Origin of the sequence: Ideonella sp. (assembly GCF_041914305.1) — a bacterium.
Classification (GTDB): Bacteria; Pseudomonadota; Gammaproteobacteria; order Burkholderiales; family Burkholderiaceae_C; genus Ideonella.
This window is the reverse complement of the sequence record NZ_JAYSDQ010000020.1, coordinates 95,094-119,552: the sequence shown is the minus strand read 5'-3', so window position 1 is coordinate 119,552 and position 24,459 is coordinate 95,094. Positions and strand designations below refer to the sequence as shown.

Below are 24,459 nucleotides of genomic sequence, written 5' to 3'. Positions count from 1 at the left end.
CCGCGGTTCGCCGATCCGCTCCAGTCAAAGAGATGTCGCGGCGCAGGCAGATCACTGGGGTTGGATGCCAGCCCGAACTGGTACGTCCTTCAGGGCAATGTCCGGCAATCGGCCTGGTAAGTGTGCACTCCGCCGTGTGCGGAGCGCGACATGGAACACGTTTCACGCAAGAACAGCGAATGCTAGATCGCCTCGGTTCAATTCCGACAGGGAAAATCCTCGCCGGTCGAATCCAACGTATACAGCAGATGAACTTCGTGAGATATGTTTCCGCCATCCTTCTTGTGGCCATCGCCGGTTGCGGCGGCGGGGGAGCAAGCGATGAGCTGTCCATCGGCTCCGTGACGCCCAGCGCGGTCACCGCCACGTTCTCCAACAAGACTGCCTACGAGGGCGGCGATCCCAGGGAGGTGGTGCTGACGGCCTCCTTCAGCGGCAACGCGACCGGTGAGATCTTCGTCGTCGTCGAGGATCCGGACGCCGTGTTCGCGGTACGCGACCTTGAAATCAACGGCGAAACCAGCGCCACACTCCGTCTGGACGTCAAGGACAGCGCCGCAGTGGGCCTGTACGAGAAGCCCATGGTTGTGCACGTCTGCCGGGATGCGGCTTGTGCCAACGAATTCGCGGGCTCGCCGCGCACGGTCCAGAAGCACATCACCATCCAAGGCACCACGGTCAGCACCTCGGCGCTCAGCTTCGCGTCGACCGTCGGAATGGGGGCACCGAGCCAGACCGTTGCCGTGACGACCCCCAGCGGCACGGACTTCAACTACGAGTTCGATGCTTACGTGGAGCACACGGCGCCGGACGGCACCACGAATCTGCAGTACCTCGATGAGGTTTTCTCGATCACCAAGACGTCCAGTGGATTGGTCGTGCACCCGGTCGGCAAATGGGCCGGCCACTATGCGGTCAAGTTCAACATCACGACACCCGGCTACTCCAATGTGGCCGTGAACTTGGCCTATCAGGTGGACGAGGCCGCAACACCGGTCGCGACGCCGCTGACGTCGTCCGTCAGCGCCTCTGGCCAGGCTGGCTCGACCGACGACATTCCCATCTATGTCGAGTATGTCCACGTCATGGACCGCGACCCCGACGCCTTTGGCAGCATCAGCGTCAACGCCACGGCCGGATCGCCTGATCCCGGCAGCACGCTGTGGCTGCGCTATTACGACCAGACCACCTTCACTCATGGCGCAGGCCCGGCCGACAACGCAGACCGGCTGCGCTTCTTCCTGAACCCCTGCTTCTTCGGACAGGACTGCCTTGCCCCGGGCACCTACACGGCCGACATCGAACTGACGGTCAGCGCGTTCGGCGAGGAATCGACGTTCACCGTGCCGGTGACGTTCACCGTCAATCCCTGAGAGCTGGTTGCCTGTTCGCGCCGGCGATGCAGCGGCGGCTATAGCTGCCACGATGCGCTCGCGCGCCTCGCACCGATGGGACTGGCACGATCACTTTCGGACCGGAAGCCTGAGTCAGCGGCCCTGACGGCTGCGGCGCGCTGACGGGGCGCGCTCGCTAACCAGTATGGGATCGCTGGCCTGCAGCGCGTGCTGCACGCCATCGATCATCGGCGGACCGGCCGTTGCGCGCGTATTTCGGCACTCCACACTGGATCGCACGCCAGCAGGCATCGATACGAAGCCTGGGGCGCGTCATCGCGCACAAAGCTCATGAAGAAGGCGGCGTCGGCACCCAACTGACGAGCGTGAGCAACTCCAGGACCTCGGCTTTGTTGGCGGCGTTGGCGATGCGCTGCGTCGTGGCGCAGCACCTAGCCGCATAGTCCGGCGAGCCAGTGCGCTCCAGCAATGCCGAGCGCCCAACCTTGCTGGTCGAAGTTGACATCCCCGTGAACGTCTGCTGCCGCAGCACGCGTTCGGCCGCTTAAGGTCGGAAGCCGTCGGTACACCGCGAGCCTCGAACGACCGCGACCACCGCAAACCAGCCCGAAGCACCCACCAGCCGCCACGCCGATCGGACAGTCAACCAGCCCCCTCCATCAAACCAGCAGCGCCAGCACCGCCTTCACCGCCGTGGTGACCGGCGCCGCCATCTCCGCCACCGTCTTGGCCGCGTCGAGCAGGCCGGTGGCTGAGAGGTCGTACCAGGGCTTGCGGGGTTCTTTGGACACGGCTTCGGCGGTCAGTGTCGCCAGGTCCTTGGACACTGCTTCGGCTTTCTCGGGGGGCAACTGCTTGGCCAGCTCGGCCACCTTGGTGGTCAGGTCTTTCAGCGCTTCTTTCAGCGGCTCTTGCACTTCGGCGCCGGCGGCTTTATTGAAGCTGTTTTGAATGTTCTGCGCGGTGACGAGGTTGAAGTCGCCGGCCACGGTGACGTTGCCGAGTTGGATGTGCGTGTTCATCTGGGTTCCGATGATCTGGGTGATGACCGGCGCGGCTGCCTCCGAGCGACGGATGTAGCGCGCCACCTTGTTGGCCACCTTGAGCCCGAGGGCGCTGAAGGAGGCTGATTGGCCCGGCAATGCCGTGTTCCAGGCCGAGCGAGCCACTTCGATCAACTGCGACTGCTCGACCCCGTGGCTCACCGGCCGCGTGACCAGGGGCAGGCTCTGGTCGAGGTAGTCGTCCAGTTCGTCGGCTTGCGGCACGGTCTGGCCCAGGCGTTGCTGCATCGCGGCCTCGAGCACCAGGCGCAGGCATTCGCGCTCGCAGTGCAGGCGCACCAGGTGGATGCGCAGCTTGCGCAGTTCATCGGCTTGAATCGCGGGGTCGTCGCGGCGCAGCAGCCAGGTGCTCAGCCGTTGCCCCTCGATCTCGAGCCAGGCGTGGTGCAGCACCTGGGCGCCGACGCGTGCGCTCGACACCACGCGCGCATGTGGCAGCGGCGACAGGCCGTCTTCCGCGCGGTACTCGACCAGCAGCGCCGGCTCGCCCGCGGCCACCCACCACGCCTGGGGCTGGCTGGCGGCTTTGCGATCGGTGCTGGCGTTGAGAAACTGCTGGGCCAGGTCGCCGCCGGCCTTCAACAGCGGCTGGGGGTGGGCCTGCCGGCGCAGGCGCACGGGCAAGGTGGTGGTGGCGGCCAGCCATTGCGCCGTTTCGGTGGGCGACAGCGGCGCGCTGCTGTGCCGCGTCACCCGAAAACCCACCTCGTAGCGCCCGACGATGCCGCTGCAATAGAAGCGGCGAAAGACGTGGCCGATGGTGCTGGCCGCCTGCGCTTCGCCGACGGCCTGGTGCCGCAACTGGTTGGGCAGCCGCAGCGCGAGCGAGGCATCGGCAAAGTTGTCTTCGCCCGCCCATTCGTCGGCGCCGCCCTGCAGCCGCGGCTTCACGGCGCCCGACGAGCGTACGAAGTCGCGGCGCGCAGTGGGGGTGGGCCACAGCGGGCGCATCAGGCGCGCCACCGCCTGGTCCGGCAGCAGCGGGCGCAGGTCGGCGATCGGGTGCAAAAGCAGCTGAAACATTGTTTCGCCCCACTGCGCAGCCTGTTGGCCCTGCAGCTGTCATACCCCCTAGGCAAGCATCGGGGGGTGCCTTACAGCACGGCGTTCGCCGCGCATCAAGGGACTTGCAGATGCGCTCTTCGCGGCAAGCATCGCTTCCGCCCTTTGCGCGGGGTCATCGTAGTCCCGCGGCCGGTGTATCTCATCCCCAATCCGATGGATGGCGGTTGAGCATGCGAGCCACCGCAAGGGGGCGCCGAGGGCCACCGCCGGTCTGCAGACGCCGCGTTGCGAGCAAGCAGCGCCTGTGGCGGACCGTGCGGCAGGCAGTTCGCGGCTCAGAGCCCCTCTTCGGGAGAACCGAAGGCGCTCGGCAGCACGGCGTCCGTCGTTGCGTTCATTGATCGCACGCAAGTTGGTGCACGCGAATCGTGCAAGTCTGCTTTGCGGCTTGCTTCTCGGGCGAGCGAGTTGCGCGAGGAACCGCTGGCCGGTTCTCGCTCATGCACCGAACGTCTTGGTCAAGGAGATGCGAGATGAGTGACTCAAAAGTTGGTTTGGCGAATCCTTACGCGCTGGCAGAACTGGCCGTCGGCCGCACGATCAATTGGAAATCGATCGCTGACCGGGAGGCCTTCGTCCAGAAGACGCTTGGCGCGCCCATCGAGAGCTTGTGCGAGGCCGTGCCGGGCAACCTGCTCATCAGTGGCGCGCCGGACACGCAAAAGGCCCTGTCGGAGCTGATGCACGCCACGAAGGGCGAGCGGACCACGGTCTTCCGGTCCCGTGCGAAGGCGGGCCCGATGGAGCCGATGTTGGCGCGCCTGTCCCCCGAGGCGCAGTCGCGGATCATCAGCGCTCTGGCGGGTGGCGAGAAGGCCACCGAAAAGGGGGCCGCGCCGGGTTTCACGCCCGCCGGCGCCGAGTGGGCCGACCCGGGCGACTTCTTCGAGGAAGCGGCCGAGTACTTCGATCCTGTCCAGGGCGGCCTGGGCGACTGCTATTTCATCGCCGCGCTGTCTGCGGTGGCGTGGTCGCGGCCCTATGTGATCGCGATGCGTTCGCGCGCGACCAGCAGCAGCCCAGCCGATTTCGTCGACCGGATCGACTTCTATTCAAGCGGCCTGAAATCGATCGAGGTGACGGAGCGCGTGCCGGTGGTCAAGACCACGCATGCGTGGATCTACGCCCGGTCGTCCGAGGCGGGCGAGATCTGGCCGGCCGTGTACGAGAAGGCATTCGCAAAGTGGAAGACCAACGACGCCACCGATGAGCCCAACTACGGCCCGATCGCGGGTGGCTGGCCGGTGCAGGCCACCACCGAGCTGACGAACCTGACCGGCACCACCAAGACCTGCTCGGCGATGACCGCCGATGACATCTGGGCCGCGGTGCGCGGCAACTCGCTCTCCTACCGCACGATCAACCCGATGACGGCGTGGACCTTCTGCGTGACGCCCCCGCCGGTCAGCTACGCGGGAACTGGCATCGTCGGTTACCACGCATACACGATCCTCGGCTGGGCCTACGTCAACAACGTCAAGTACATCGTGCTGCGCAACCCCTGGGGCAACAATGGCCCGGTGATCAACAGCTTGCCGGGCAACTGGTCTGCCTACGATCAGAGCTTCTGGCGCAGCGTTCCGCTCAACGCTGGCGGCGTGTTTGCCATTCCGGTGGACACGTTCAAGAAGTACTACTGGCAGTTCGGCTGGGCGAAGTGACCGGCCGCTGCACCACGGCGTGAATGCCGGGTCGCCTTCGCGGCCCGGCCCAGCTGGCCTGTGCCGGCGCTGACGCCTCGAGGGTCAGCGCCGTGCCCCTTTTCATCAACATGGTGTCATGTACCGTGAGCCGTTCGACAAACACCGTCGTCATCTGCGCGTGCCCCTCGTCGTGGCCTTGGTCGTTGCGGCCCAGGCCGGTGCGGGCCTTTCCTCAAACGCCTCGCCGTCGCCGGAGGTCATCGTGCCAACCGTGCTGACTGCGGCCGACGACGGCAGGACCGTCGAGTTGCGTGTCGGCGCCGAGGTCGTGATCCAGTTGCCCGACAACCCCTCGACCGGCTACCGCTGGGAGATCGAGGCGGACAAGAGCGTCGTCGACATCAAGCGCCACCACTTCGAGCAGCAGGCCCATCAGGTGGGTGGCGGCGGTGAGTCGTCGTGGGTGCTCCAGGCGATCGCGCCGGGCGTCTCACCGGTGAAGCTGATGCTGTGGCGTCCGTGGGAAAGCGAGCGTGACGCCATCCAGCGGTTCGTCGTGACGCTTCGCATTGCGCCATGAGCGCAACCCCGGCGGTGGGGCCGAGTCCGAACGTCGGCCCTGCGGCGACGAGACCAGTGCGGCGAATGCGCCGCTTGGAAGACGCCGCATTGCGGTGATAGAACGTCGGCAGCTTGTTCGCCACCAGCGTTGCCCGTCGCGGCAGTGCCGTCAGGACTCGGTGGGGTGCAGGCGCTCGTCAGCAGGCGCCGGGCTGGCGCCGGGGGCCTTGGTGCTTTCGCAGAGCTTGCTGTAGCCGTCGAAGACGCGAAGGATCTCGATGAAGTTGATCGGCTTGGTCAGGTAGTTCTCGAAGCCACCGTCCAGCGCGGTGCGGATCTGGCCGGGCAGGGCGTCGGCCGACAGTGCTACGAGGTGGATGCCGTCGGTGGCCGGGTTGCTGCGGATCGACTGTGCGAGCTGCATGCCGGTGGTGTCGCCCAGGTTCATGTCGATCAGCATCAGGTCGGGCGGTTGCTCCTGCGCCATCTGCATCGCCTCGGCCCCGCTGGTGGCGTAGCGGAAGTGGACCGACGGGCGCAGTTTGGTGACCTGCCGCATCAGCTCGATGTTGACCTCGTTGTCTTCGGCGTAGAGCACGTCCAGCGGGCCGGTCTGGCCGTCGTTGGTGGCGGGCAGCGCGGTCGTGCGCGGCGTCGGCACGGTGGTGGACGCGCGAGGCAGCGTCACGGTGGCGGTGGTGCCGCGGCCGCGGGCGCTGTCGATGTCGAGCCGGCCGTCCATCAGCTCGACCAGTTGGCGGGTCAGCACCAGCCCGATGCCGGTGCCTTCTACGGCAGAGCGCTCGGCGCCCAGGCGGTTGAAGGGCTCGAACAGGTGGGCCAGCTGCTCGGCCGTCATGCCGGTGCCGGTGTCGGCCACCAGCACCTGGCAGACATCGCCCTGCGGCTGCAGCGACAGCGTCACGCGGCCGTTTCGGGTGTTGTACTTGATGGCGTTGGTCAGCAGGTTGATCAGCACCTGGCGCAGCCGCACGCGGTCGGCATGAACCCACACGCCGAACGCGTCGAGCCGGGTCGAGCGGTCGCCATCGGCCGGCGCGAAGCTGGCGTCGACGGTGCGGTGCGTGAGCAGGGTTTCGAGCGTGATGCCGTTGTCGCGCGCCAGCGGCGCGACAACGGTCAACGCCTCTTCGGCCACCAGGCGGGCGTCCACCGTTTCGAGCGACAGCGACAGCCGGCCCGACTCGACCATCGACAGGTCGAGCACGTCGTTGACCAGCGCCAGCAGGTGGCTGCCGGCTTTCTCGATGTGCTTGACGCGGGACCGGTTCTCGGTGTCGAGCGTGCGGCTGGTGTCAATGCTCATCAGCTGGGCGAATCCGAGCACCGCGTTCAGCGGCGTGCGCAGCTCGTGGCTCATGCGCGAGAGGAAATGGGTCTTCGCGCGGCTGGAGTTTTCCAGCGCTTCGCGCGCCTCGCGCTCGCGCCGGGCGGCCAGCTGCTCGCTCACATCGCGCAGCACGATCGTCACCAACACGCCCTGGTCGATCTCGATCTTGGACACGGTGGCCTCGGCGGGAAACTCTTCGCCGTCCGACCGGATGCAGGTCAGCTCTTGCACCGCGCCGGGCGCCACGCCGCTGGCGCCCACCGGGCGCACCAGGTCTTGCATCAGCGTGGCCAGCTTCGCGCCCGAGGCCGGCGCAGTCAACACGTTGAAGGGCAGGCCGACGGTGTCGGCCAGCGCACGGCGGAAGATGCGCTCGGCCGAGCGGTTGAAGAAGACGATGTCGCCCGAGCCGTCCATCGACACCACCGCATCGGCCACCGTGTCGATCAGCTTGGCCAGGCGCACCTCGCTCTTGCGCAGCGCCTCTTGGGTGCGCAGCCGCTCGCTGATGTCGAAGAAGGTGACCACCACGCCGTTGGGCCGGCCGTCTTCGGACATCGGGTACGACCAGTACTCGACCGAGAACGCATGCCCGTCGCGGTGGCGGAAGCTGTCGCCCAGCTCGTGCGTGGCCTCGCGCAGCAAGAACGCGTCGTGAAGCCGGCAGGCCGAGCTGGCGCGCACCCCATCGGCCGCGCAACCGGGGTGGATCAGCGCATGCATCGGGCGGCCCACCAGCTCGGCGGCCGATGAGTAGCCGAGCAGGCTCAGGGCCGACCGGTTGATGAAGGTGCAGCGGCCCTCGGTGTCGACGCCGAACAGGCCCTCGGCCGCCGAGTCGAGCAGCTGTTGCAGCAGGTGCTGGCGGCGGCGGATCTCGAGGTCAGCCGACTCGCGCTCGTGCAGGCTCTGGCGGATGATCCACAGGCCCACCAGCGCCAGCAGCGCGGCCACGGCGATGTTCATGCCGATGACCCAGCGCTGCGCGTCGCGCGCCGCGGTGGCGAGCTGGGCCGAGAAGCGCCGCTCGAGCTCGGTCAGGCGCAGGTTGATGCGGGCCGACTGGGCGCGCAGCTGCGCCGCCTGCTCGGCGCTGGGCGCCCGGCCTTGCAGCGCGGTGTGGGTCGATTCGGCCAGCGCCAGCATCTCGGTGATGGCCTGGTCGCCTTCTTTCCAGCTGGCGATCGCGTCGGCCATCAGCGACGAGTCATGGAACCAGCGGTAGAGCCAGACCAGGCCGTCGATGTCGCTCGGGTGGTTGCCGCCGGCCAGAAACCCTGCGCGCGCGGCCGCCACGTCGGGCTGCGGCTGGTCGAGCGCTTCGCGCGCGGCGCGGTCGCCCAGCGGCGCCGCCAGTGCGCGCAGAAAGCTGCGGTAGTCTTCTTCGCGCGAGAACTCGACATAGTCGAGCAGGTGGATCTGCGCGTCTTTCTGGCCCTTGGAGTACAGGCTTTCGCCGACCACGTAAGAGCGCACCGCCGACATCAGCTCGATGCTGAAGATCGCCAGCGCAACCTGCAGGACGATCACCGTGCCCAGCGAGACGACGACCGGCCACGATCGACGGCGCATGGGTGAAGGGGCTTGCATGGCATGACCCGTCGGTCGGACGGGCGTCCTTCAAAAGGCGTGACGGCGGATGCAGATCATCTTCAGGGTCCGTTCGTGGGCGCGTGCGCCGGGCTCAATGGCGCAGGCGCTCGGTGGTGTCGGGCCGGGGGATCTCTGGCGGCAGCGCGTGCAGCGAGCCGGTGCCCAGGCACTTGTCGAGCGCCATCTTCATGTAGCCGTAGCTGGTCATCACGCGCGAGCGGATCAGCTCGAAGTAGCGGCGGTTGGGGTTGGGGCCGACCAGCGTGCAGATGATCTCGAGCGCCTCCCACGGGTGGGTGTCGTCGTACTTGGCATGCAGCTTCAGCCATTTCATCGCCTTGGCCCGCACCTCGGGGTCGAGCGTGCGTTCGTAGGCGTCGTCTGAGCAGACGAGGCTCGACCAATCGCCGGTGGCGCCTTCGATCGCGTAGTTGGTGGCCGCCATGCCCGCTGCGAGCGAATCGCGCTCGCAGGTGTGCCAGCACCAGTGCGACAGCGCATGGGTTTCGGGCGGCATCTGGGCGTAGAGCAGGTCGTCGCGCCCCACGCCCACCGCGTGGGCCCAATGCAGCCAGTGGTCGGCATGGTTCTGCTCGACCCGGATGTTGCGGATCAGGTAGCGGCGGGCTTCTTCGTGGCCGTGCGCGCGGCCGAAGCCGACCTTGAGCAGGTTCAGCGCCATGTACTGCGGAAACTGCTCGATCACCGGCCAGATGCCGACGAGGAAGCTGCGGCACTGGTCGGCCTGCAGGTCACCGGTGCGCATCAGCTGGAACAGCTCATGCTGCGTCACGCCGTGCCGGGCTTCGGCACAGTCGTCGACAAGGTCTTGCGCCCAGCGCGGGTAGCTGCCGATATCGGTCAGCTCACCGTTTCGGGTGAACGTGTCATTCATTTTTCGACCCCCTGTGGCCGACGAAAACGATATGACAGCGAGGCCACTGCCGTTGACTCTACTCAAACGGGGTCGACGATGCAATCATGCCCGGTTCGAACCGCAGGCCTCGCAGGCCCTTGCGGTTGACGGCCGTCAAACCCGCGTCAAGCGGCGTGCCGAAGTTCGAGCAGGGTGCGGGCCTCGTCGGGCGTGGCGATGCTGCGGCCGGCGCGCTGCGCGCAGGCGGCGAGCTGCTCGATCAGCGCGCCGTTGCCGCTGGCGCGCGAGCCGTCGGGCAGGTAGAAGGTGTCTTCGAGCCCGGTGCGCAGCATGCCGCCCAGCTCGGCCGTGCGCTGGTGCACCGGCCAGATCTCGGCGCGGCCGATCAGCGTGGTCTGCCAGACGGCGCCCGGCGCCAGCCAGCGCGGCAACAGGGCCAGCAGGTCGGCATCACAAGGCATACCCGAGGCCACGCCCATTACAAAGTTGCATTCGGGTCGTCCCATCTCGGGCGTGAGCATGCCGGCCTTCAGGTACATCGCCACCGAGCGCACGATGCCGACATCGAAGCACTCGAACTCGGGGTGCGTGCCGCACTCGGCCATCACGTCGAGAAACTGCTGCACCTTGGCGACGGGGTTGTCGAACACCATCGGCGGCCAGGCCCATTGGCCGTTGTCCTTGATCTTCAGGTAGTTCAGGCTGCCGGCGTTGCAGGCCGCGATCTCGGGCTTGACGCGGCGGATGCAGGCGGCGGGGCCCGAGATGTCCTTGCCGATCACGCCGGTGGTCAGGTTGATGATCACGCCGGGGCAGGCGGCGCGGATCGCCTGGGTCACCGCTTCGGCCACGTCGGGGTCCCAGCTGGGCAAGTGGCCCTGGCCGGGCTCTTGCGAGCGGATGTGGACGTGCATGACCGAGGCGCCGGCGTTGAACGCGTCGCGCGCCTCGGCCGCCATCTGCGCCGGTGTCACCGGCACGGGGTGCTGCTTCGGGTCGGTCAGCACGCCGGTCAGCGCGCAGGTGAGGATGGCCTTGTCCGTCATGTTTGCCCTTTGTGTGTCGCGTCGGGTCGCGTCAGATCACGGTCGAGACCGTGTCGATGTCCAGTTCCACCACCAGCGCGCCGGCCGAGACGGCCTCGCGCTCGCGGATGTGCACGGCACGCACGGTGCCGCCGGCCTGGGCGTTGAGCCACATCTCCATCTTCATCGCCTCGACGCACACCAGCGGCTGGCCGGCGCTGACCGCGTCACCCGGCTTGACCAGCACCTGCGCCACCACGCCGGCCACCGGCGCATGGGCGCGGCCCGGGTCGGCCTGGCGGCGCTGGTCGGGCGCGGCCGAGGGCTCGGTGAAGACGAAGCCGGCGCCCTGGTGCGCCAGGTGCCAACCGCCGGCGTGGCGCAGCGCCACCAGCTCACGCGTGACGCCGTCGATGGCCAGGCGCCAGCGATGGCCCTCCTGGCCCAGCAGCTGCACCGATGGCCCGCCATCGAACTCGACCAGGTCGCCGGCCAGCCGCACACGCCAGCGGCGTGTGTCGCTGCCGCATTGCAGCGCGATCGTCTGCCAGGCCACGCTGGCCGGGCGCAGGCCGGCGGGGGCACTGGTGGGAACATCACCGCGCGCGGCCAGCGCCGCGGCGGCCAGCCAGCAGGCGTCGTCGGGCGCAGGGCGCTGCAGCAGGGGCGCCCCCGCGGCGGCCCACTCGTCCAGGCGGGTGGTCGTCAGCCGGGCGGCGGCGAAGTCGGGGTGCTGCAGCAGGTCGCGCAGAAAACGGCCGTTGTTGGCCACGCCCAGCAGCGGCGAGTCTTCGATCGCGGCCACCAGCCGGCGCACCGCGTCGGCCCGGTCGCGGCCGTGCACGATCAGCTTGGCGACCATCGCGTCGTACCAGGGCGTCACGCTGCCGCCTTCGGCGATGCCATCGTCGATGCGCACCGACGACGCGGCGGCGCCCGGTGCCCGGCCGGCCTGGGTGGCATGCGCCGGCTGCCAGTGCAGGATGCGGCCGGTCTGCGGCTTGAAGCCGTCGTACGGGTCTTCGGCGTACAGCCGCGCTTCGATCGCGTGGCCGCTGAAGCGGATGTCGGCTTGCCCGTTCGGCAACCAGGCCGACAGCGGTTCGCCGGCGGCCACGCGCAGCTGCCACTCGACCAGGTCGAAGCCGGTGATGCACTCGGTGACCGGGTGTTCCACCTGCAGCCGCGTGTTCATCTCGAGAAAGTAGTGCGTCAGCCCGGCATCGACGATGAACTCGACCGTGCCGGCGCCCACGTAGCCCACCGCCAGCGCGGCGGCCACCGCATCGGCGCCCATGCGCTCGCGCATCGCGGCGCTGACGACCGGCGAGGGCGCTTCTTCGATCACCTTCTGGCGCCGGCGCTGCGCGGTGCAGTCGCGCTCGCCCAGGTGCACGGCATGGCCGTGCGCGTCGGCAAAGACCTGGATCTCGATGTGGCGGCCGTGCTCGATCAACCGCTCGAGCATCAGGCGGCCGTCGCCGAACGCGCTCTCGGCCTCCCGCCGCGCGCCGGCGATCGCGCCGGCCAGCTCGTGAGTGCCATGTACCAGCCGCATGCCGCGCCCGCCGCCGCCGGCCACGGCCTTGACCAGCAGCGGGTAGCCCAGGCGCTCGGCCTCGGCCAGCAGGCGCTCGTCGCTGTCGTCGTCACTGCCCAGGTAACCCGGCGCGCAGGGCACGCCGGCGGCCAGCATGCGGCGCTTGGCGCCGGCCTTGTCGCCCATCGCCTCGATCGCGCTTGCGGGCGGGCCGATGAAGACGAGGCCGGCCTCGGCGCATGCGGCGGCAAAGTCGGCCCGCTCGGAGAGAAAGCCGTAGCCGGGGTGCACCGCGTCAGCGCCGGTGCGGCGCGCCGCGTCGAGCAGGGCGGGGATGCTCAGGTAGCTCTGCGCCGCGGGCGGTGGGCCGATGCACACGGCCTCGTCGGCCAGCCGGGCGTGCGGGGCCTGGGCATCTGCGTCGCTGTAGACCGCCACGGTGCGGTAGCCCAGCGCCCGGGCGGTTCGAACGACCCGAGTGGCGATCTCACCTCGGTTGGCCACGAGGATCTTGCGAAAGCTCATTGCGGTGCCCAGGCTGGTGCGCGCTTTTGCAGGAACGCGGTGGTGCCCTCGGTGCCCTCGGGGCCGAGCACCGCCTGCGCGAACACGGCGGCGGCTTCGCCAACCAGGTTTGCCGCCGGTTGCAGGCGCGCACGGGCGATCAGCGCCTTGCTGGCGGCCACCGCGTGCGGCGCGCAACGCAACACCTCGCCCACCACGCGGGCGACGGCCGCGTCCAGCGCGTCAGCCGCATGCACCTCGTGCACCAGGCGCAGCATCAGGGCTTCGTGCGCGTCGAGCCGGCCACCGGTCACGGCCAGCCGGCGGGCCTCGGCATAACCCAGGCGTTCGACCAGGAACGGCGCGATCTGCGCCGGCACCACGCCGAGCGAGGTTTCGGGCAGGCGGAACTGCGCCGTCTCGCTGGCCAGCACCACGTCGGCCACGCAGGCCAGGCCGAAGCCGCCACCCATTACCGTGCCTTCGACCACCGCGATCACCGCGATGCCGGTGCGGGCAAAGGCCACGCACAGCTCACCGAAGCGGGCGTTGACCGCGGCCATCGCGTTGGCGCCGTCGGGCGACATGCGGGCGGCTGCCATGTCCTTCAGGTCGCCGCCGGCACAGAAGTGGCCGCCGCTGCCGCGCAGCACGATGGCACGCACGTCGCCGGCCTCTTCGGCCGCGCTCAGCGCCGCGCGCAGCTCGCCCACCATCGCCAGCGACATCGCATTGCGCGCCTCTGGGCGGTTGAGCGTCAGGTGCAAGACCCGGCCGGTGGCACCGCCGGGGGCTTGTTCGTAGCGCACCAGCAGCACCATCAATGGGCTCCCTTGGGGAGCGTGCCTTCGAGCTTGCAAATGATGCCGAGCATCACCTCGTCGGCGCCGGCACCGATCGACACCAGCCGGTTGTCGCGCCAGGCTTGCGAGATCGGGTTGTCCTTGGTGTAGCCCATGCCGCCCCAGTACTGCAGGCAGCTGTCGGCCACCTCGCGGCCGAGGCGGCCGCATTTCAGCTTGGCCATCGACGCGAGGCGCGTCACGTCCTTGCCCGAGATGTATTGCTCGACGGCCGAGTAGGTGAGTGCGCGCAGCGCCTCGACCTCGGTGCGCAACTCGGCCAGCCGAAAGTGCACCACCTGGTTGTCGAGGATGCTCTTGCCAAAGGCCTGGCGCTGGCGCGTGTAGTCGATCGTCAGGTCGATCAGCCGGTCCAGCCCGCGCAGCGAGGTGGCGGCGCCCCACAGCCGCTCTTCCTGAAACTGCATCATCTGGAACATGAAGCCCAGGCCCTCTTGGCCGATCAGGTGGCGCTGGGGCACGCGCACGTTGTCGAAGAACAGCTGCGCGGTGTCCGACGAATCCATGCCGACCTTGTGGATCTTCTGCTTGGTGATGCCGGGCGCATCCATCGGCACGACGATCAGGCTCTTGTTCTTGTGCGGGCCGCCTTGCTCGCTGGTGTTGGCCAGCAGGCAGCACCAGTCGGCCTTAAGGCCGTTGGTGATCCACATCTTGCTGCCGTTGATGACGTAGTCGCTGCCCTCTTTGCGCGCGGTGGTCTTCACGGCGGCCACGTCCGAGCCGCCACCGGGCTCGCTGACGCCCAGGCAGCCCACGTAGTCGCCGGCGATCGTCGGCGCGAGGTATTCGCGGCGCAGTTCGTCGGTGCCGAAGCGGGCCAGCGCGGGGGTGCACATGTCGGTCTGCACGCCGATGGCCATCGGCACGCCGCCGCAGTTGCATTCGCCCAGCGCTTCGGCCATCACCATCGAGTAGCTGAAGTCGAGCCCGGCGCCGCCGAATTCTTCGGGGTACTTCAGGCCCAGCAGGCCCAGGTCGCCCAGCTTCTTGAACAGCGCATGGCTGGGAAACTCCTCGGCCTTTTCCCATTCGGCGACGAACGGGTTGATCTCTTCGCGCACGAAGCGAACGACGGTGTCTTGCAGCGCGCGGTGTTCCTGGGTCAGCTTCATCGGGGTCTCCTGTTGTCTTGTGGTCTTGATCAGAGGCGTGCCACGCCAAACGTATTCGGGCGCAGCGCTCGTTGTTCTGCTTCCGCAGCGAGTTGAAGGCACAGCGTGAGGATGCGGCGCGTGTCGCGCGGGTCGATCACGCCGTCGTCCCACAGCCGCGCGGTGCCGAACAGCACGCTGGATTCACGGTCGATGCGCAGGCGGAGCTGGTCGCTCATCGCCTTGAGAGCGTCGGGGTTGGGCGTGTGGCCTTCGCGCACGAGCTTGGCGGCGCTCACGATCTCCATCACCTGCGCGGCCTGTGCGCCGCCCATCACCGCGGTGCGCGCGCTCGGCCAGCTGAAGATGAAGCGCGGGTCGAACCCGCGGCCGCACATGCCGTAGTTGCCGGCGCCGAACGAGCCGCCGAGCACGATGGTGAACTTGGGCACGCGGGCATTGGCCACGGCCTGGATCATCTTGCTGCCATGCTTGATGGCGCCGCCGCGCTCGGCCGCGCGGCCGACCATGTAGCCGGTGGTGTTCTGCAGAAAGACGAGCGGTGTGCCGCTCTGGTCGCACAGCTGGATGAACTGCGCCGCCTTGGTCGAGCCGGTGGGCTGGATCGGGCCGTTGTTGCCGATGATGCCGATGCGGTGGCCGCCCAGCCGCGCGTGGCCGCAAACGGTGTCGGTGGCGTAGGGCGCCTTGAATTCGAGGAAGTCGGAGCCATCGACCAGCCGGGCGATGACCTCGCGCACGTCGTAGGGCTCGCGGTCGTCGGCGGGCACGACGCCCATCAACTCGTCGGCCGGGTAGAGCGGCTCGGGCGCTGGCGGCGCAGGGGGCACGTCGTCCCACGGCAGGGCGCCCAGCAGCTCGCGCGTCAGGGCGATCGCATGGGCGTCGTTCTCGGCCAGGTACTCGCCCAGGCCGGTGATCTCGGCGTGGGTGCTGGCGCCGCCCAGCTCTTCGTCGGTGGCGTCTTCGCCGATCGCGGCCTTCACCAGCGGTGGGCCGGCCAGGTAGATGCTGGAGCGGTCGCGCACCAGCACCACGTAGTCCGCCAAGCCTGGCAGGTAGGCCCCACCGGCCGTCGAGGAGCCGTGCACCACGGCCACCTGCGGAATGCCCGCAGCCGACAGCCGCGCCTGGTTGGCAAAGCTGCGCCCGCCTTCGACGAACATCTCGCTCTGGTACATCAGGTTGGCGCCACCCGACTCGACCAGGTAGACCAGCGGCAGCTTGTTTTCGCGCGCAATCTCTTGCGCCCGCAGCGCCTTCTTCAGCCCCATCGGCGGCACGGTGCCACCTTTGATCGCCGAATCGCTCGCCGAGACCAGCACGCGCCGACCCGCCACCACGCCGATGCCGACGACCGAGCCACCGCCCATCACGGCTTTCTTGCCGTCGTCGTCGTGCATGCCCAGGCCGGCGAGTGGTGACAGTTCGAGGAAGACGGTGCCACGGTCCAGCAAGCGAGCCACGCGCTCGCGCGGCAGCAACTGACCGCGTTGCTCGAACTTGGCGGCCTTGCCGGCCGACTCGGCGATGACCTTGTCCTGCAGCGCCAGCACCTCGGCCAGACGCTCTTGCATGCGGGCTGTGTTGGCAGCGAAGCGGTCTGAGCGTGGTTCGATCTGGCTGGTCAGTGTGGGCATGTCGAAGGCCTTCTTGTGGTGGTTTTGGGGGCCGCGCGTGATCGGGGCGACGGGGCGCTCTGCTCCGCTCGTGTCCCCCGCCGCCAGCCTGCGGCTGCCGGCTCCTCCTTTACCTCGCTGCGCAGAGCGCCCCGCCGCCCCGATCGGTCACCGTTCTGCCACTTCAACGCAAACCAACCCACCGTGATTGCCAAGAGCGCCGGGTGAGCGGCGCAACGAAGTAAAGGAGGAGGGCGGGGCGCAGCCCGGCCCGGGGGACATGAGTGGAGCCGGTCGCCCGGTGCTCTTGGCGCGCGCCAACGCGCTGCCCGGCGTTGTTCATGCATTCGCATCACCTTGCGAATCGGCCGCCTGTGTCAACACCGCCGGCGTCACCGCCCGATGAAAGCCGTTGTAGGTGGGCGAACCTGCGTGATCGATGCTCGGGTAGATCGCACTGCCGAGTGACGCGCCCCCATCGATCTGCAACGTCACGCCAGTGATGAACGACGCACCGGGCGATAGCAAGAAAACGATTGCTGACGCGATCTCGGCCTCGGTCGCCAAGCGCCGCAGTGGCACATGGTTGCGCAGCTTGGGGATCATCGCTTTCACCGCGCCGCCGTAGGTGTCCATGCCGCTGCTGGCCACCCAGCCCGGCGCCACCGCATTGACCCGCACATGGGCGTGGGCCCATTCGTAGGCGGCTGTCTGCGTCAGGTTGGCCATGCCGGCGCGCGCGGCACCCGAGTGGGCCATGCCCGGCATGCCGTTGCGAAAGTCGGCCGTCATGTTGACGATCGCGCCGCCGTGCTGCTGCATGCTCTGCGTGAACACCTCGCGCATCATCAGGAAGCCGCCGGTCAGGTTGTTGGCCACCACCGCATCGAAGCCGCGCTTGCTGATCGCCAGCATCGGCGACGGGAACTGGCCGCCGGCGTTGTTGACCAGCCCCGCAATGGGGCCGTGCTTGGCCACTTCGGCAACCTGGGTTTTGACAGCCTCCTCATCGCGGATGTCGAATGCGCGCCATTCGCACTGGCCACCGTCTTCGGCGATCTCGGCGGCCACGCGTTGGAGCTTGTCTTCCGAGCGGCCGCTGATGATGACCTGCGCGCCGAGCGCGGCCAGCTCGTGGGCGACGCAGCGGCCGATGCCGGAGCCGCCGCCGGTCACCCACAGGCGCTGCCCGGTGAACAGGCCGGGGCGGAAAACGCTGTCGTAGTGCGCAGCGGGCATGCAGGCGTCTCCTCGGTTTTCGGAACTTGGCCGGCAGGGTAACGTTAACGTCACCTCGATGGCTAATAGGGAATTTCGCTAATACCGCCGGCAGCCCGGCAGCCTAAAGTGCGGCGAACCGATCAACCCGGAGACAAGCATGGACCTGAACGCCGCCACCAAGGTGCTGCGCGAAAAAGTGGGCAGCGACAGCGGCCTGGGCACGACCCTGAAGTTCGACTGCGGCAGCGAGGGCGTGGTGCTGATCGACGGCAACGCCGTGCCCAACTCGGTCACCAACGACGACGGCGACGCCGCCTGCACGATTGCGCTGAGCCTGGACACGCTCAACCGCCTGATCCTGCGCGAGCTGGAGCCGACGACCGCCTTCATGATGGGCAAGCTCAAGGTCAGCGGCGACATGAGCGTCGCGATGAAGCTGCAGCACCTGCTCTGAGCCCTGCCGCCACCATGGCCCGGCAGGACGAGATGGCCGCCCTGTCACCGCAAGACGCGGTGGCGGCCCACCGCGACGACACCACGAGCGATCTGTTCGGCATCACCGAGCTGTGCCGCGAATTCGGCATCTCGCTGCGGGCCATCCGCTTTTATGAAGACAAGGGCATGCTGCACCCGCGGCGTGTCAACGGCACGCGCGTCTACACGCGGCGCGACCGGGCCCGGCTGGCACTGATCTTGCGCGCCAAGGCCATCGGCTCGTCGCTGGCCGAGATCAAGCACTACCTCGACCTCTACGGTTCGCACGGCGAAGGCCGCGTGCAGCAGATGCGCTACGTGCTGTCGCGCACCGACGAGGCCATTGCCGAGCTGCAGCAGAAGCGTGACCACATCGACGCGACGCTGGCCGAGTTGCGGGTTATCAACGATGCGGTGCGCAAGGGGTTGAATCGTTAGCCCCCACGCCCCCTCCGGGGGCTGCCCCCCGAGGGGGCTCGCGCAGCGGACCGGCCAAGCCGGATCCGCGCACGCCACTTGGGGTGGGCGGCGCTGCGCGCGCCCGTGAACACAAGGGACTTTGAGGACTCCGATGTCATTGCCACTTTTTCCGTCGGTCTGGATGACTGATGAGCACCGCATGCAGCAGGACAGCGTGCGGCGGTTCATGAACGATCGCTGGGTGCCGCGGGCGGCAGAGTTTCGCGAGGCTGGTCTGATGGGGCCGGACACTTGGCGGGATGCAGGTGCGAACGGGCTGCTGTGCGTGGGCTTGCCTGAGGAATACGGCGGGGGTGGTGGTGACTTTGGTCACGAGGCGGTGATCCTGCTCGAGCAGGGGCGTGCCAATTTGAGTGGCTGGGGTGGTGGCCTGCACTCGGCCATCGTCGGGCCTTACATCCTGCACTACGGCAGTGAAGAGCAGAAGCAGCGCTGGTTGCCGAAGATGGCCACCGGCGAGCTGATCGGCGCGATCGCGATGACCGAGCCCGGCACTGGCAGCGATCTGCAGAACGTGCGCACCAACGCGCGGCGCGATGGCGACCACTATGTGCTGAACGGCGCCAAGACCTTCATCACCAACGGGCAGAACGCCAATCTGATCATCGTCGTCTGCCGCACCGGCCCCGAGTCGGGTGCCAAGGGCATGTCGCTGCTGGTGGTCGAGACAGACAAGGCCGAAGGCTTCCGCCGTGGTCGCAACCTCGACAAGGTCGGCATGAAGGCGCAGGACACGTCGGAGCTGTTCTTCGACGACGTGCGCGTGCCGGTGGCCAACCGCTTGGGCGCCGACGAGGGCGCCGGCTTCACACAGCTGATGCAGCAGCTGCCGCAAGAGCGCCTGATCATCGCCGTCAGCGCGATCGGTGCGATGGAGCGGGCGCTCGACGAGACCGTTGCCTACGTGAAGCAGCGCCAGGCTTTCGGCAAGACGGTGTGGGACTTCCAGAACACCCGCTTCAAGCTGGCCGAGGTGCAGGCCACCGTGCTGGCCACCCGCGCCTTTGTCGACGCCTGCCTGGCCGCGCACCTGAAGGGCGAGCTCGACCCGGCGCGCGCCGCGCTGGCCAAGGCCTGGGTCACCGAGCAGCAATGCCAGGTGATGGACGAGTGCCTGCAGCTGTTCGGCGGCTACGGCTACATGATGGAGTACCCGATCGCCGAGCTGTATGCCGATGCCCGCGTGCAGCGCATCTACGGCGGCACCAACGAAATCATGAAGGAGCTGGCGTCACGCTTCATGTGACGCCGATAGCGCCATGAGCGACAGCGGCCAAGACAACGGCGAGCCCCGTGTCGAAAGCGCGTGAGGGGCGGCTGCCCCGCCGGGCTGCGGGCGACATGCGCATCGCCCGCGAGCACCTCGAGGAAGCCGCCCTGGTCAAGGCCTGGTTACTTGGAGACGCCCAGCAACTCGAACATCTGGTCTCCCGGCATCGGGCCCACGCAGTCCTTGATGGGGGTCCAGTTGGGGCAGCCGATCCCGTAGCCATCGCCCGGGTTCTGGATGACGGCCCTGCTGCCCGAGAAGCCCTTCGACGCGTTCCACATCCAAACCGTGCCGACTTCCTTCGTCTTGCCTTGCACCGACAACCAGTAATGGCCGGCCTTCAGCTTCACCGGCGTGGAGAGCTTGACGGCAAAGTTGCCGTCGACGTTCTTGGCGATCGGGGCCGCCAGCAGTTCGGCGACGACCTTGCCGGGCATGCCGTTCTGGTCCTTGAAGAAGGTGAGGTTGGCGCTGGCCAATTCACCGCCGGCCGAGCCCATGCCGCCGTAGGCGTGAACCTCGGAGATCTTCCACGTGGCGCCTTCGGGCACGGTGAAGTCGTCCGCGATGCGGATGTCCATCTCGTCGTAGTCGCTGTCCCAGTCGGTGGACACGACGCCCGCCAGCCAGTTGCCGGTATGGCCATACAGCACCTCTTTGGCCGTCAGCGACGGTGCCGGCGTTTCGATGCGCTGGTCCGCGGCGGAGCGGGTTTGCATCAGCTCGGGCGCCGCCATGGTGGCACCGGTTGCGGCCAGGCAGGCAGCCGCGGTCAATACGCGAAGTTGAACCAGGTTTTTCATGCTGATCTCCAACAAAGTTTATGTGTTCAAGCCCGACCCGCGGACTGCGGGCCTGGCAGGGATCTCAAGCGAATTGCCGGCGGAGGTGATCGTAGCCACCGGTCCGCGAGGCAATCAAGGGCCTGGAGTGTTTCCCGCAATCGCGGACGGAAGGCAGGGTTCGCGACGGCTTCGCAGTGCACCCTGATGTCTCGCATCTCACGCGTTATGCAGGCGGCATCCGTGTGCCTCGAATTGCATCCGATCGCGTCTCACCGAGCCGCATTCATGGCCGCTGTTCCGATGGGCGACGGCACCCTATCGGCGCATGCGGGGCATGATGGCTGCGCTGTTCAGCGCCGGCACCTTTGCCCCTGATGAAAGGAAAGGACGAGCGTTGTACTTTTTGTGACAACGCCACCCGCATGCAAGACGATTCCGACGACACTGGCGACCTGGGCTTCACCTGGCAACGCATGAAAAATGGCGATGTGCGGGTGCTGCACCACGGCAAGCTGGCCAGCACGCTGCGCGGCCGCGATGCCGACGAGTTCCTGGCCGAGGCTGACGGCGCCGACGATGCGGCCATGCAGCAATCGATGGCCCGCCTGACCGGCAACTACAAGCACGGCAACGAACGCACCGCTGCCGACCATCCACGCAATCGGCGTTGACCAACATGACAGAAGCCTTCATCTACGACCACGTGCGCACACCGCGTGGCAAGGGCAAGAAAGACGGCGGCCTGCACCAGGCCAGCCCCGTGTGGCTGCTGCGCGGCCTGCTGCAGGCGCTGCGCCAGCGCAACCACCTGGACACCGCGTTGGTCGACGACGTGGTGCTGGGCTGCGTGACGCCGGTGGGCGAGCAGGGCGCCGACATCGCCCGCACGGCGGTGCTCGACGCCGACTGGGCGCAGACGGTGGCCGGCGTCACGCTGAGCCGCTTCTGCGCCTCGGGCCTCGAGGCCATCAACCTGGCCGCGGCCAAGGTGCGCGGCGGGCTGGAAGACTTGGTCGTGGCCGGCGGCGTCGAGAGCATGAGCCGCTGGCCGATGGGCAGTGACGGCGGCGCCTGGGTGATGGACCCGCGCGTCAACCAGCACCTGGGCTTCGTGCCGCAAGGCATCGGGGCCGATCTGATCGCCACGCTCGAGGGTTGGGGCCGCGCCGACGTGGATGCCTTCGCCGTGCGCTCGCACAAGCTGGCCGCCGCGGCGCGCCAGCGCGGCGCGTTCAAGAAGTCGATCGTGCCGGTGGCCGACATCGCCGGCCTGCCGCTGCTGGCCGAAGACGAAACCGTCCGCCCCGGCACGACCGCCGAGACACTGGCCAAGCTGCAGCCCAGCTTCGCGATGATGGGCCAGATGGGGTTCGACGCGACGGCGCTGCGCAAGTACACGACGATCGAGCAGATCGACCATGTGCACCACGCCGGCAACTCGTCCGGCATCGTCGACGGCGCCGCGCTGATGCTGATCGGCTCGGCCGAGGCCGGCCAGCGGGCCGGCCTGAAGGCACGCGCGCGCATCCGCAGCATGGCGGTGATCGGCTCCGAGCCGACCATCATGCTGACCGGCCCCGCGCCCGCCTGCCGCAAGGCGCTGGGCAAGGCCGGTATGGCCGCGGCCGACATCGACCTGTGGGAGATCAACGAGGCCTTTGCCGCGGTGCCGCTGAAGTGTGCGCGCGAGTTGGCGATCGACATCGAGCGCGTCAACGTCAACGGCGGCGCGATCGCCATGGGCCACCCGCTCGGCGCCACCGGCTGCATCATCCTCGGCACGATGCTCGACGAGCTCGAGCGCCGCAACCAGAGCACCGGCTGCGCCACCTTGTGTGTCGGCGGCGGCATGGGCATTGCCACCATCATCGAAAGGGTTTGAAGTGGCAGCGATAGCAATCGACAAGAGCGCCGACGGCGTCGTGCTGGCCACGATGGACCTGGCCGGCAAACCGATGAACGTGATCGACGCCGAGATGGCCGCGGCGCTGGCCGGGCTGGTCGAAGCGCTGGAGAGCGATGCCTCGATCACCGGCCTGATCCTCGCCTCGGGCAAGAAAGACTTCTTCGCCGGTGCCGACGTGGACCACCTGTGGGAGATCGACACGGCCGAGCAGGCCTTCGAAGAGTCGATGCACTTCAAGTCCTGGCTGCGCCGGCTCGAGCAGGCCGGCAAGCCGGTGGTCGCGGCCATCCACGGCCGCTGCCTCGGGGGCGGGCTGGAGATCGCGCTGGCCTGCCACCACCGCATCGTGCTGGACGACGGCAAGGCGCGCCTGGGCCTGCCCGAGGTGAAGCTGGGCCTGTTGCCCGGTGGCGGCGGCACCCAGCGCCTGCCGCGCCTGGTGGGCATGCAGCAGGCGCTGCAGTGGATGAGCGAGGGCACCGAGGTGCGCGCCGCGCAGGCGCTGAGCAGCGGCCTGGTGCATGCGCTGGCGAAGACGCCGGAAGACATGCTGGCCCAGGCGCGCGCCTGGATCGCCGCCCACCCGAAGCCGCAGCAGCCGTGGGACGCACCGAAGTTTCGCTACCCCGGCGGTGACTCGCGCTCGCCGGCGATCGCGCAGCTGCTGGCGATCGGCCCGTCGATGGCGAGCGCCAAGAGCTGGGGCAACTATCCGGCGCTGACGCACATCATGAGCAGCGTGTTCGAAGGCGGCCTGGTCGACTTCGACAACGCGCTGGCCATCGAGAGCCGCTACTTCGCGGCCTGCGTCGTCAGCCCCGAAAGCCGCAACCTCATCGGCACGCTGTGGTACCAGCTGAACGCGATCAAGAAGGGCGCTTCACGGCCGAGCGGGCCGGCGCCGTCGAAGGTCAAGAAGCTGGGCATTCTGGGCGCCGGCATGATGGGCGCGGGCATCGCCTACGTCAGCGCCAAGGCCGGCATCGAGGTGGTGCTGCTGGACACCACGCAGGCCAACGCCGACAAGGGCAAGGCCTACAGCCAGGCCCTGCTCGACAAGGCGGTGAAGAAGGGCGGCCGCACGGCCGAGCAGCGCGACGCCACCTTGGCGCGCATCACGCCGACCACCGACTACGCCGCGCTGAAAGACTGCCAGCTGGTCATCGAGGCGGTGTTCGAAGACCGCGCGGTGAAGGCCGAGGTCACCAAGCTGGCCGAGGCGCAGTTGAGCGCGAAGGCGGTGTTCGCGTCGAACACCTCGACCTTGCCGATCACCGGCCTGGCCCAGGCCAGCGAACGGCCCGCCAACTTCATCGGCCTGCACTTCTTCTCGCCGGTCGACAAGATGCCGCTGGTCGAGATCATCGTCGGCGAGCAGACCAGCGACGAGACGCTGGCCAAGGGCTTCGACTTCGTGCAGCAGATCGGCCAGACGCCGATCGTCGTCAACGACAGCCGCGGCTTCTACACCAGCCGCGTGTTCGCCACCTACGTGATGGAAGGGCTGGCGATGCTGAAAGAGGGGGTGCACCCGCGCAGCATCGAAGTGGCCGGCCTGCAGGCGGGCATGCCGATGCCGCCGCTGGCGCTGCAGGACGAGGTCAGCCTCTCGCTCGGCGTGCACGTGGCCGACCAGACCCGCAAAGACCTGGCGGCCGAAGGCAAGCCCTACGAGGCCCACCCGGGCGAGGCGGTGTTGCGCCAGCTGTGCGAGATCGGCCGCATCGGCAAGAAGGCCGGCCAGGGCTTCTACGACTGGCCGGCCGAAGGCGAGCGGGGCGAAAAGCGCCTCTGGCCGGGGCTGAAAGAGATGTTCCCTGTGGCGGCCGAGCAGCCGACGCAAGAGCAGATGATCGAACGCCTGCTCTACGCCCAGGCCAACGAAGCCGCGCGCTGCCTGGAAGAAGGCGTGCTGCGCTCGGTGGCCGACGGCAACGTCGGCTCGATCCTGGGCTGGGGCTTTGCGCCGTTCTTCGGCGGCGCGCTGCAGTTCATCAACACAGTGGGGCCAGCGCACTTCGTGGCCCGCTCGCGCGAGCTGGCGGCGGCGCACGGCAAGCGCTTCAAGCCGGCCAAGCTGGTGATCGAGCTGGCGAAGAAGGGTGAACTGCTGGAGGTGGGCGGCCCGGCTTCAGCCTGAGGCCGCCC

The 24,459-nt window shown here is 68.2% G+C and carries 19 protein-coding genes; 9 read left to right on the top strand and 10 right to left on the bottom strand.

Translation table 11 applies throughout. The features are described from left to right. The first annotated feature begins 179 nt into the window (after positions 1 to 179). Positions 180 to 1,373 (top strand): hypothetical protein, encoded by a 1,194-nt coding sequence (locus ACE3SG_RS23440; protein ID WP_374568647.1) that lies wholly within the window; start codon positions 180 to 182, stop codon positions 1,371 to 1,373. A 641-nt stretch (positions 1,374 to 2,014) separates the two neighbouring features. Here ACE3SG_RS23440 and ACE3SG_RS23435 read toward each other — a convergent pair. Further along, positions 2,015 to 3,442 carry a hypothetical protein gene (locus ACE3SG_RS23435; protein ID WP_374568646.1) on the bottom strand — a complete coding sequence of 476 codons (1,428 nt, stop codon included), beginning with the start codon at positions 3,440 to 3,442 and terminating at the stop codon, positions 2,015 to 2,017. 515 nt (positions 3,443 to 3,957) lie between these two features. Between ACE3SG_RS23435 and ACE3SG_RS23430 the strand changes: the two genes are divergently transcribed. Both ACE3SG_RS23430 and ACE3SG_RS23425 read left to right on the top strand, forming a co-directional pair. Continuing rightward, positions 3,958 to 5,145 (top strand): C2 family cysteine protease, encoded by a 1,188-nt coding sequence (locus tag ACE3SG_RS23430; RefSeq protein WP_374568645.1) that lies wholly within the window; start codon positions 3,958 to 3,960, stop codon positions 5,143 to 5,145. A gap of 118 nt (positions 5,146 to 5,263) precedes the next feature. Further along, positions 5,264 to 5,707, top strand: coding sequence for a protease inhibitor I42 family protein (locus ACE3SG_RS23425; RefSeq protein WP_374568644.1), 444 nt, complete (start codon positions 5,264 to 5,266; stop codon positions 5,705 to 5,707). Positions 5,708 to 5,857: 150 nt separating this feature from the next. Here the strand turns inward: ACE3SG_RS23425 and ACE3SG_RS23420 are convergent, their stop codons facing one another. The 8 genes from ACE3SG_RS23420 to ACE3SG_RS23385 form a co-directional block, all read right to left on the bottom strand. Continuing rightward, positions 5,858 to 8,611, bottom strand: a complete 2,754-nt coding sequence (locus ACE3SG_RS23420; protein WP_374568643.1) for a PAS domain S-box protein — start codon at positions 8,609 to 8,611, stop codon at positions 5,858 to 5,860. Between the two features lie 112 nt (positions 8,612 to 8,723). After that, complete coding sequence (locus ACE3SG_RS23415) at positions 8,724 to 9,527, bottom strand: TenA family transcriptional regulator (RefSeq protein ID WP_374568642.1); 804 nt, start codon at positions 9,525 to 9,527, stop codon at positions 8,724 to 8,726. 146 nt (positions 9,528 to 9,673) lie between these two features. Further along, a complete protein-coding gene (locus ACE3SG_RS23410) occupies positions 9,674 to 10,555 on the bottom strand; it encodes a 3-keto-5-aminohexanoate cleavage protein (RefSeq protein ID WP_374568641.1) in 882 nt (293 codons plus the stop codon). Positions 10,556 to 10,586: 31 nt separating this feature from the next. Then, positions 10,587 to 12,599, bottom strand: a complete 2,013-nt coding sequence (locus ACE3SG_RS23405) for a biotin carboxylase N-terminal domain-containing protein (RefSeq protein ID WP_374568640.1) — start codon at positions 12,597 to 12,599, stop codon at positions 10,587 to 10,589. Continuing rightward, positions 12,596 to 13,399, bottom strand: a complete 804-nt coding sequence (locus ACE3SG_RS23400; RefSeq protein WP_374568639.1) for an enoyl-CoA hydratase/isomerase family protein — start codon at positions 13,397 to 13,399, stop codon at positions 12,596 to 12,598. The genes ACE3SG_RS23405 and ACE3SG_RS23400 overlap by 4 nt, the downstream gene beginning before the upstream one ends. Then, positions 13,399 to 14,556 (bottom strand): acyl-CoA dehydrogenase family protein, encoded by a 1,158-nt coding sequence (locus ACE3SG_RS23395; protein WP_374568638.1) that lies wholly within the window; start codon positions 14,554 to 14,556, stop codon positions 13,399 to 13,401. Before ACE3SG_RS23395 ends, ACE3SG_RS23400 begins: the two co-directional genes overlap by 1 nt. Positions 14,557 to 14,585: 29 nt before the next feature. Further along, positions 14,586 to 16,196, bottom strand: coding sequence for an acyl-CoA carboxylase subunit beta (locus ACE3SG_RS23390; RefSeq protein WP_374568637.1), 1,611 nt, complete (start codon positions 16,194 to 16,196; stop codon positions 14,586 to 14,588). A 318-nt stretch (positions 16,197 to 16,514) separates the two neighbouring features. Further along, entirely contained in the window at positions 16,515 to 17,414 is a 900-nt protein-coding gene (locus tag ACE3SG_RS23385) for an SDR family oxidoreductase (protein WP_374568636.1), read from the bottom strand. A 139-nt stretch (positions 17,415 to 17,553) separates the two neighbouring features. Between ACE3SG_RS23385 and ACE3SG_RS23380 the strand changes: the two genes are divergently transcribed. The 3 genes from ACE3SG_RS23380 (at position 17,554) to ACE3SG_RS23370 (ending at position 19,596) form a co-directional block, all read left to right on the top strand. Further along, a complete protein-coding gene (locus tag ACE3SG_RS23380) occupies positions 17,554 to 17,850 on the top strand; it encodes an SCP2 sterol-binding domain-containing protein (protein WP_374568635.1) in 297 nt (98 codons plus the stop codon). A 14-nt stretch (positions 17,851 to 17,864) separates the two neighbouring features. Next, positions 17,865 to 18,308 carry a MerR family DNA-binding transcriptional regulator gene (locus ACE3SG_RS23375; RefSeq protein ID WP_374568634.1) on the top strand — a complete coding sequence of 148 codons (444 nt, stop codon included), beginning with the start codon at positions 17,865 to 17,867 and terminating at the stop codon, positions 18,306 to 18,308. Between the two features lie 133 nt (positions 18,309 to 18,441). After that, the gene (locus ACE3SG_RS23370) at positions 18,442 to 19,596 is read left to right on the top strand and encodes an acyl-CoA dehydrogenase family protein (protein WP_374568633.1); all 1,155 of its coding nucleotides are present in this window, start codon (positions 18,442 to 18,444) and stop codon (positions 19,594 to 19,596) included. Positions 19,597 to 19,742: 146 nt separating this feature from the next. Here ACE3SG_RS23370 and ACE3SG_RS23365 read toward each other — a convergent pair whose 3' ends face one another. Next, complete coding sequence (locus tag ACE3SG_RS23365; protein WP_374568632.1) at positions 19,743 to 20,423, bottom strand: choice-of-anchor R domain-containing protein; 681 nt, start codon at positions 20,421 to 20,423, stop codon at positions 19,743 to 19,745. 404 nt (positions 20,424 to 20,827) lie between these two features. Between ACE3SG_RS23365 and ACE3SG_RS23360 the strand changes: the two genes are divergently transcribed. Genes ACE3SG_RS23360 through ACE3SG_RS23350 form a run of 3 tightly spaced genes read left to right on the top strand, consistent with a single transcriptional unit; the run spans position 20,828 to position 24,451 of the window. Beyond that, positions 20,828 to 21,076 (top strand): hypothetical protein, encoded by a 249-nt coding sequence (locus tag ACE3SG_RS23360; RefSeq protein WP_374568631.1) that lies wholly within the window; start codon positions 20,828 to 20,830, stop codon positions 21,074 to 21,076. 5 nt (positions 21,077 to 21,081) lie between these two features. Next, a complete protein-coding gene (locus ACE3SG_RS23355) occupies positions 21,082 to 22,287 on the top strand; it encodes an acetyl-CoA C-acetyltransferase (RefSeq protein WP_374568630.1) in 1,206 nt (401 codons plus the stop codon). 52 nt (positions 22,288 to 22,339) lie between these two features. Further along, positions 22,340 to 24,451 carry a 3-hydroxyacyl-CoA dehydrogenase NAD-binding domain-containing protein gene (locus tag ACE3SG_RS23350; RefSeq protein ID WP_374568656.1) on the top strand — a complete coding sequence of 704 codons (2,112 nt, stop codon included), beginning with the start codon at positions 22,340 to 22,342 and terminating at the stop codon, positions 24,449 to 24,451. The last annotated feature ends 8 nt before the right edge of the window (positions 24,452 to 24,459 follow it).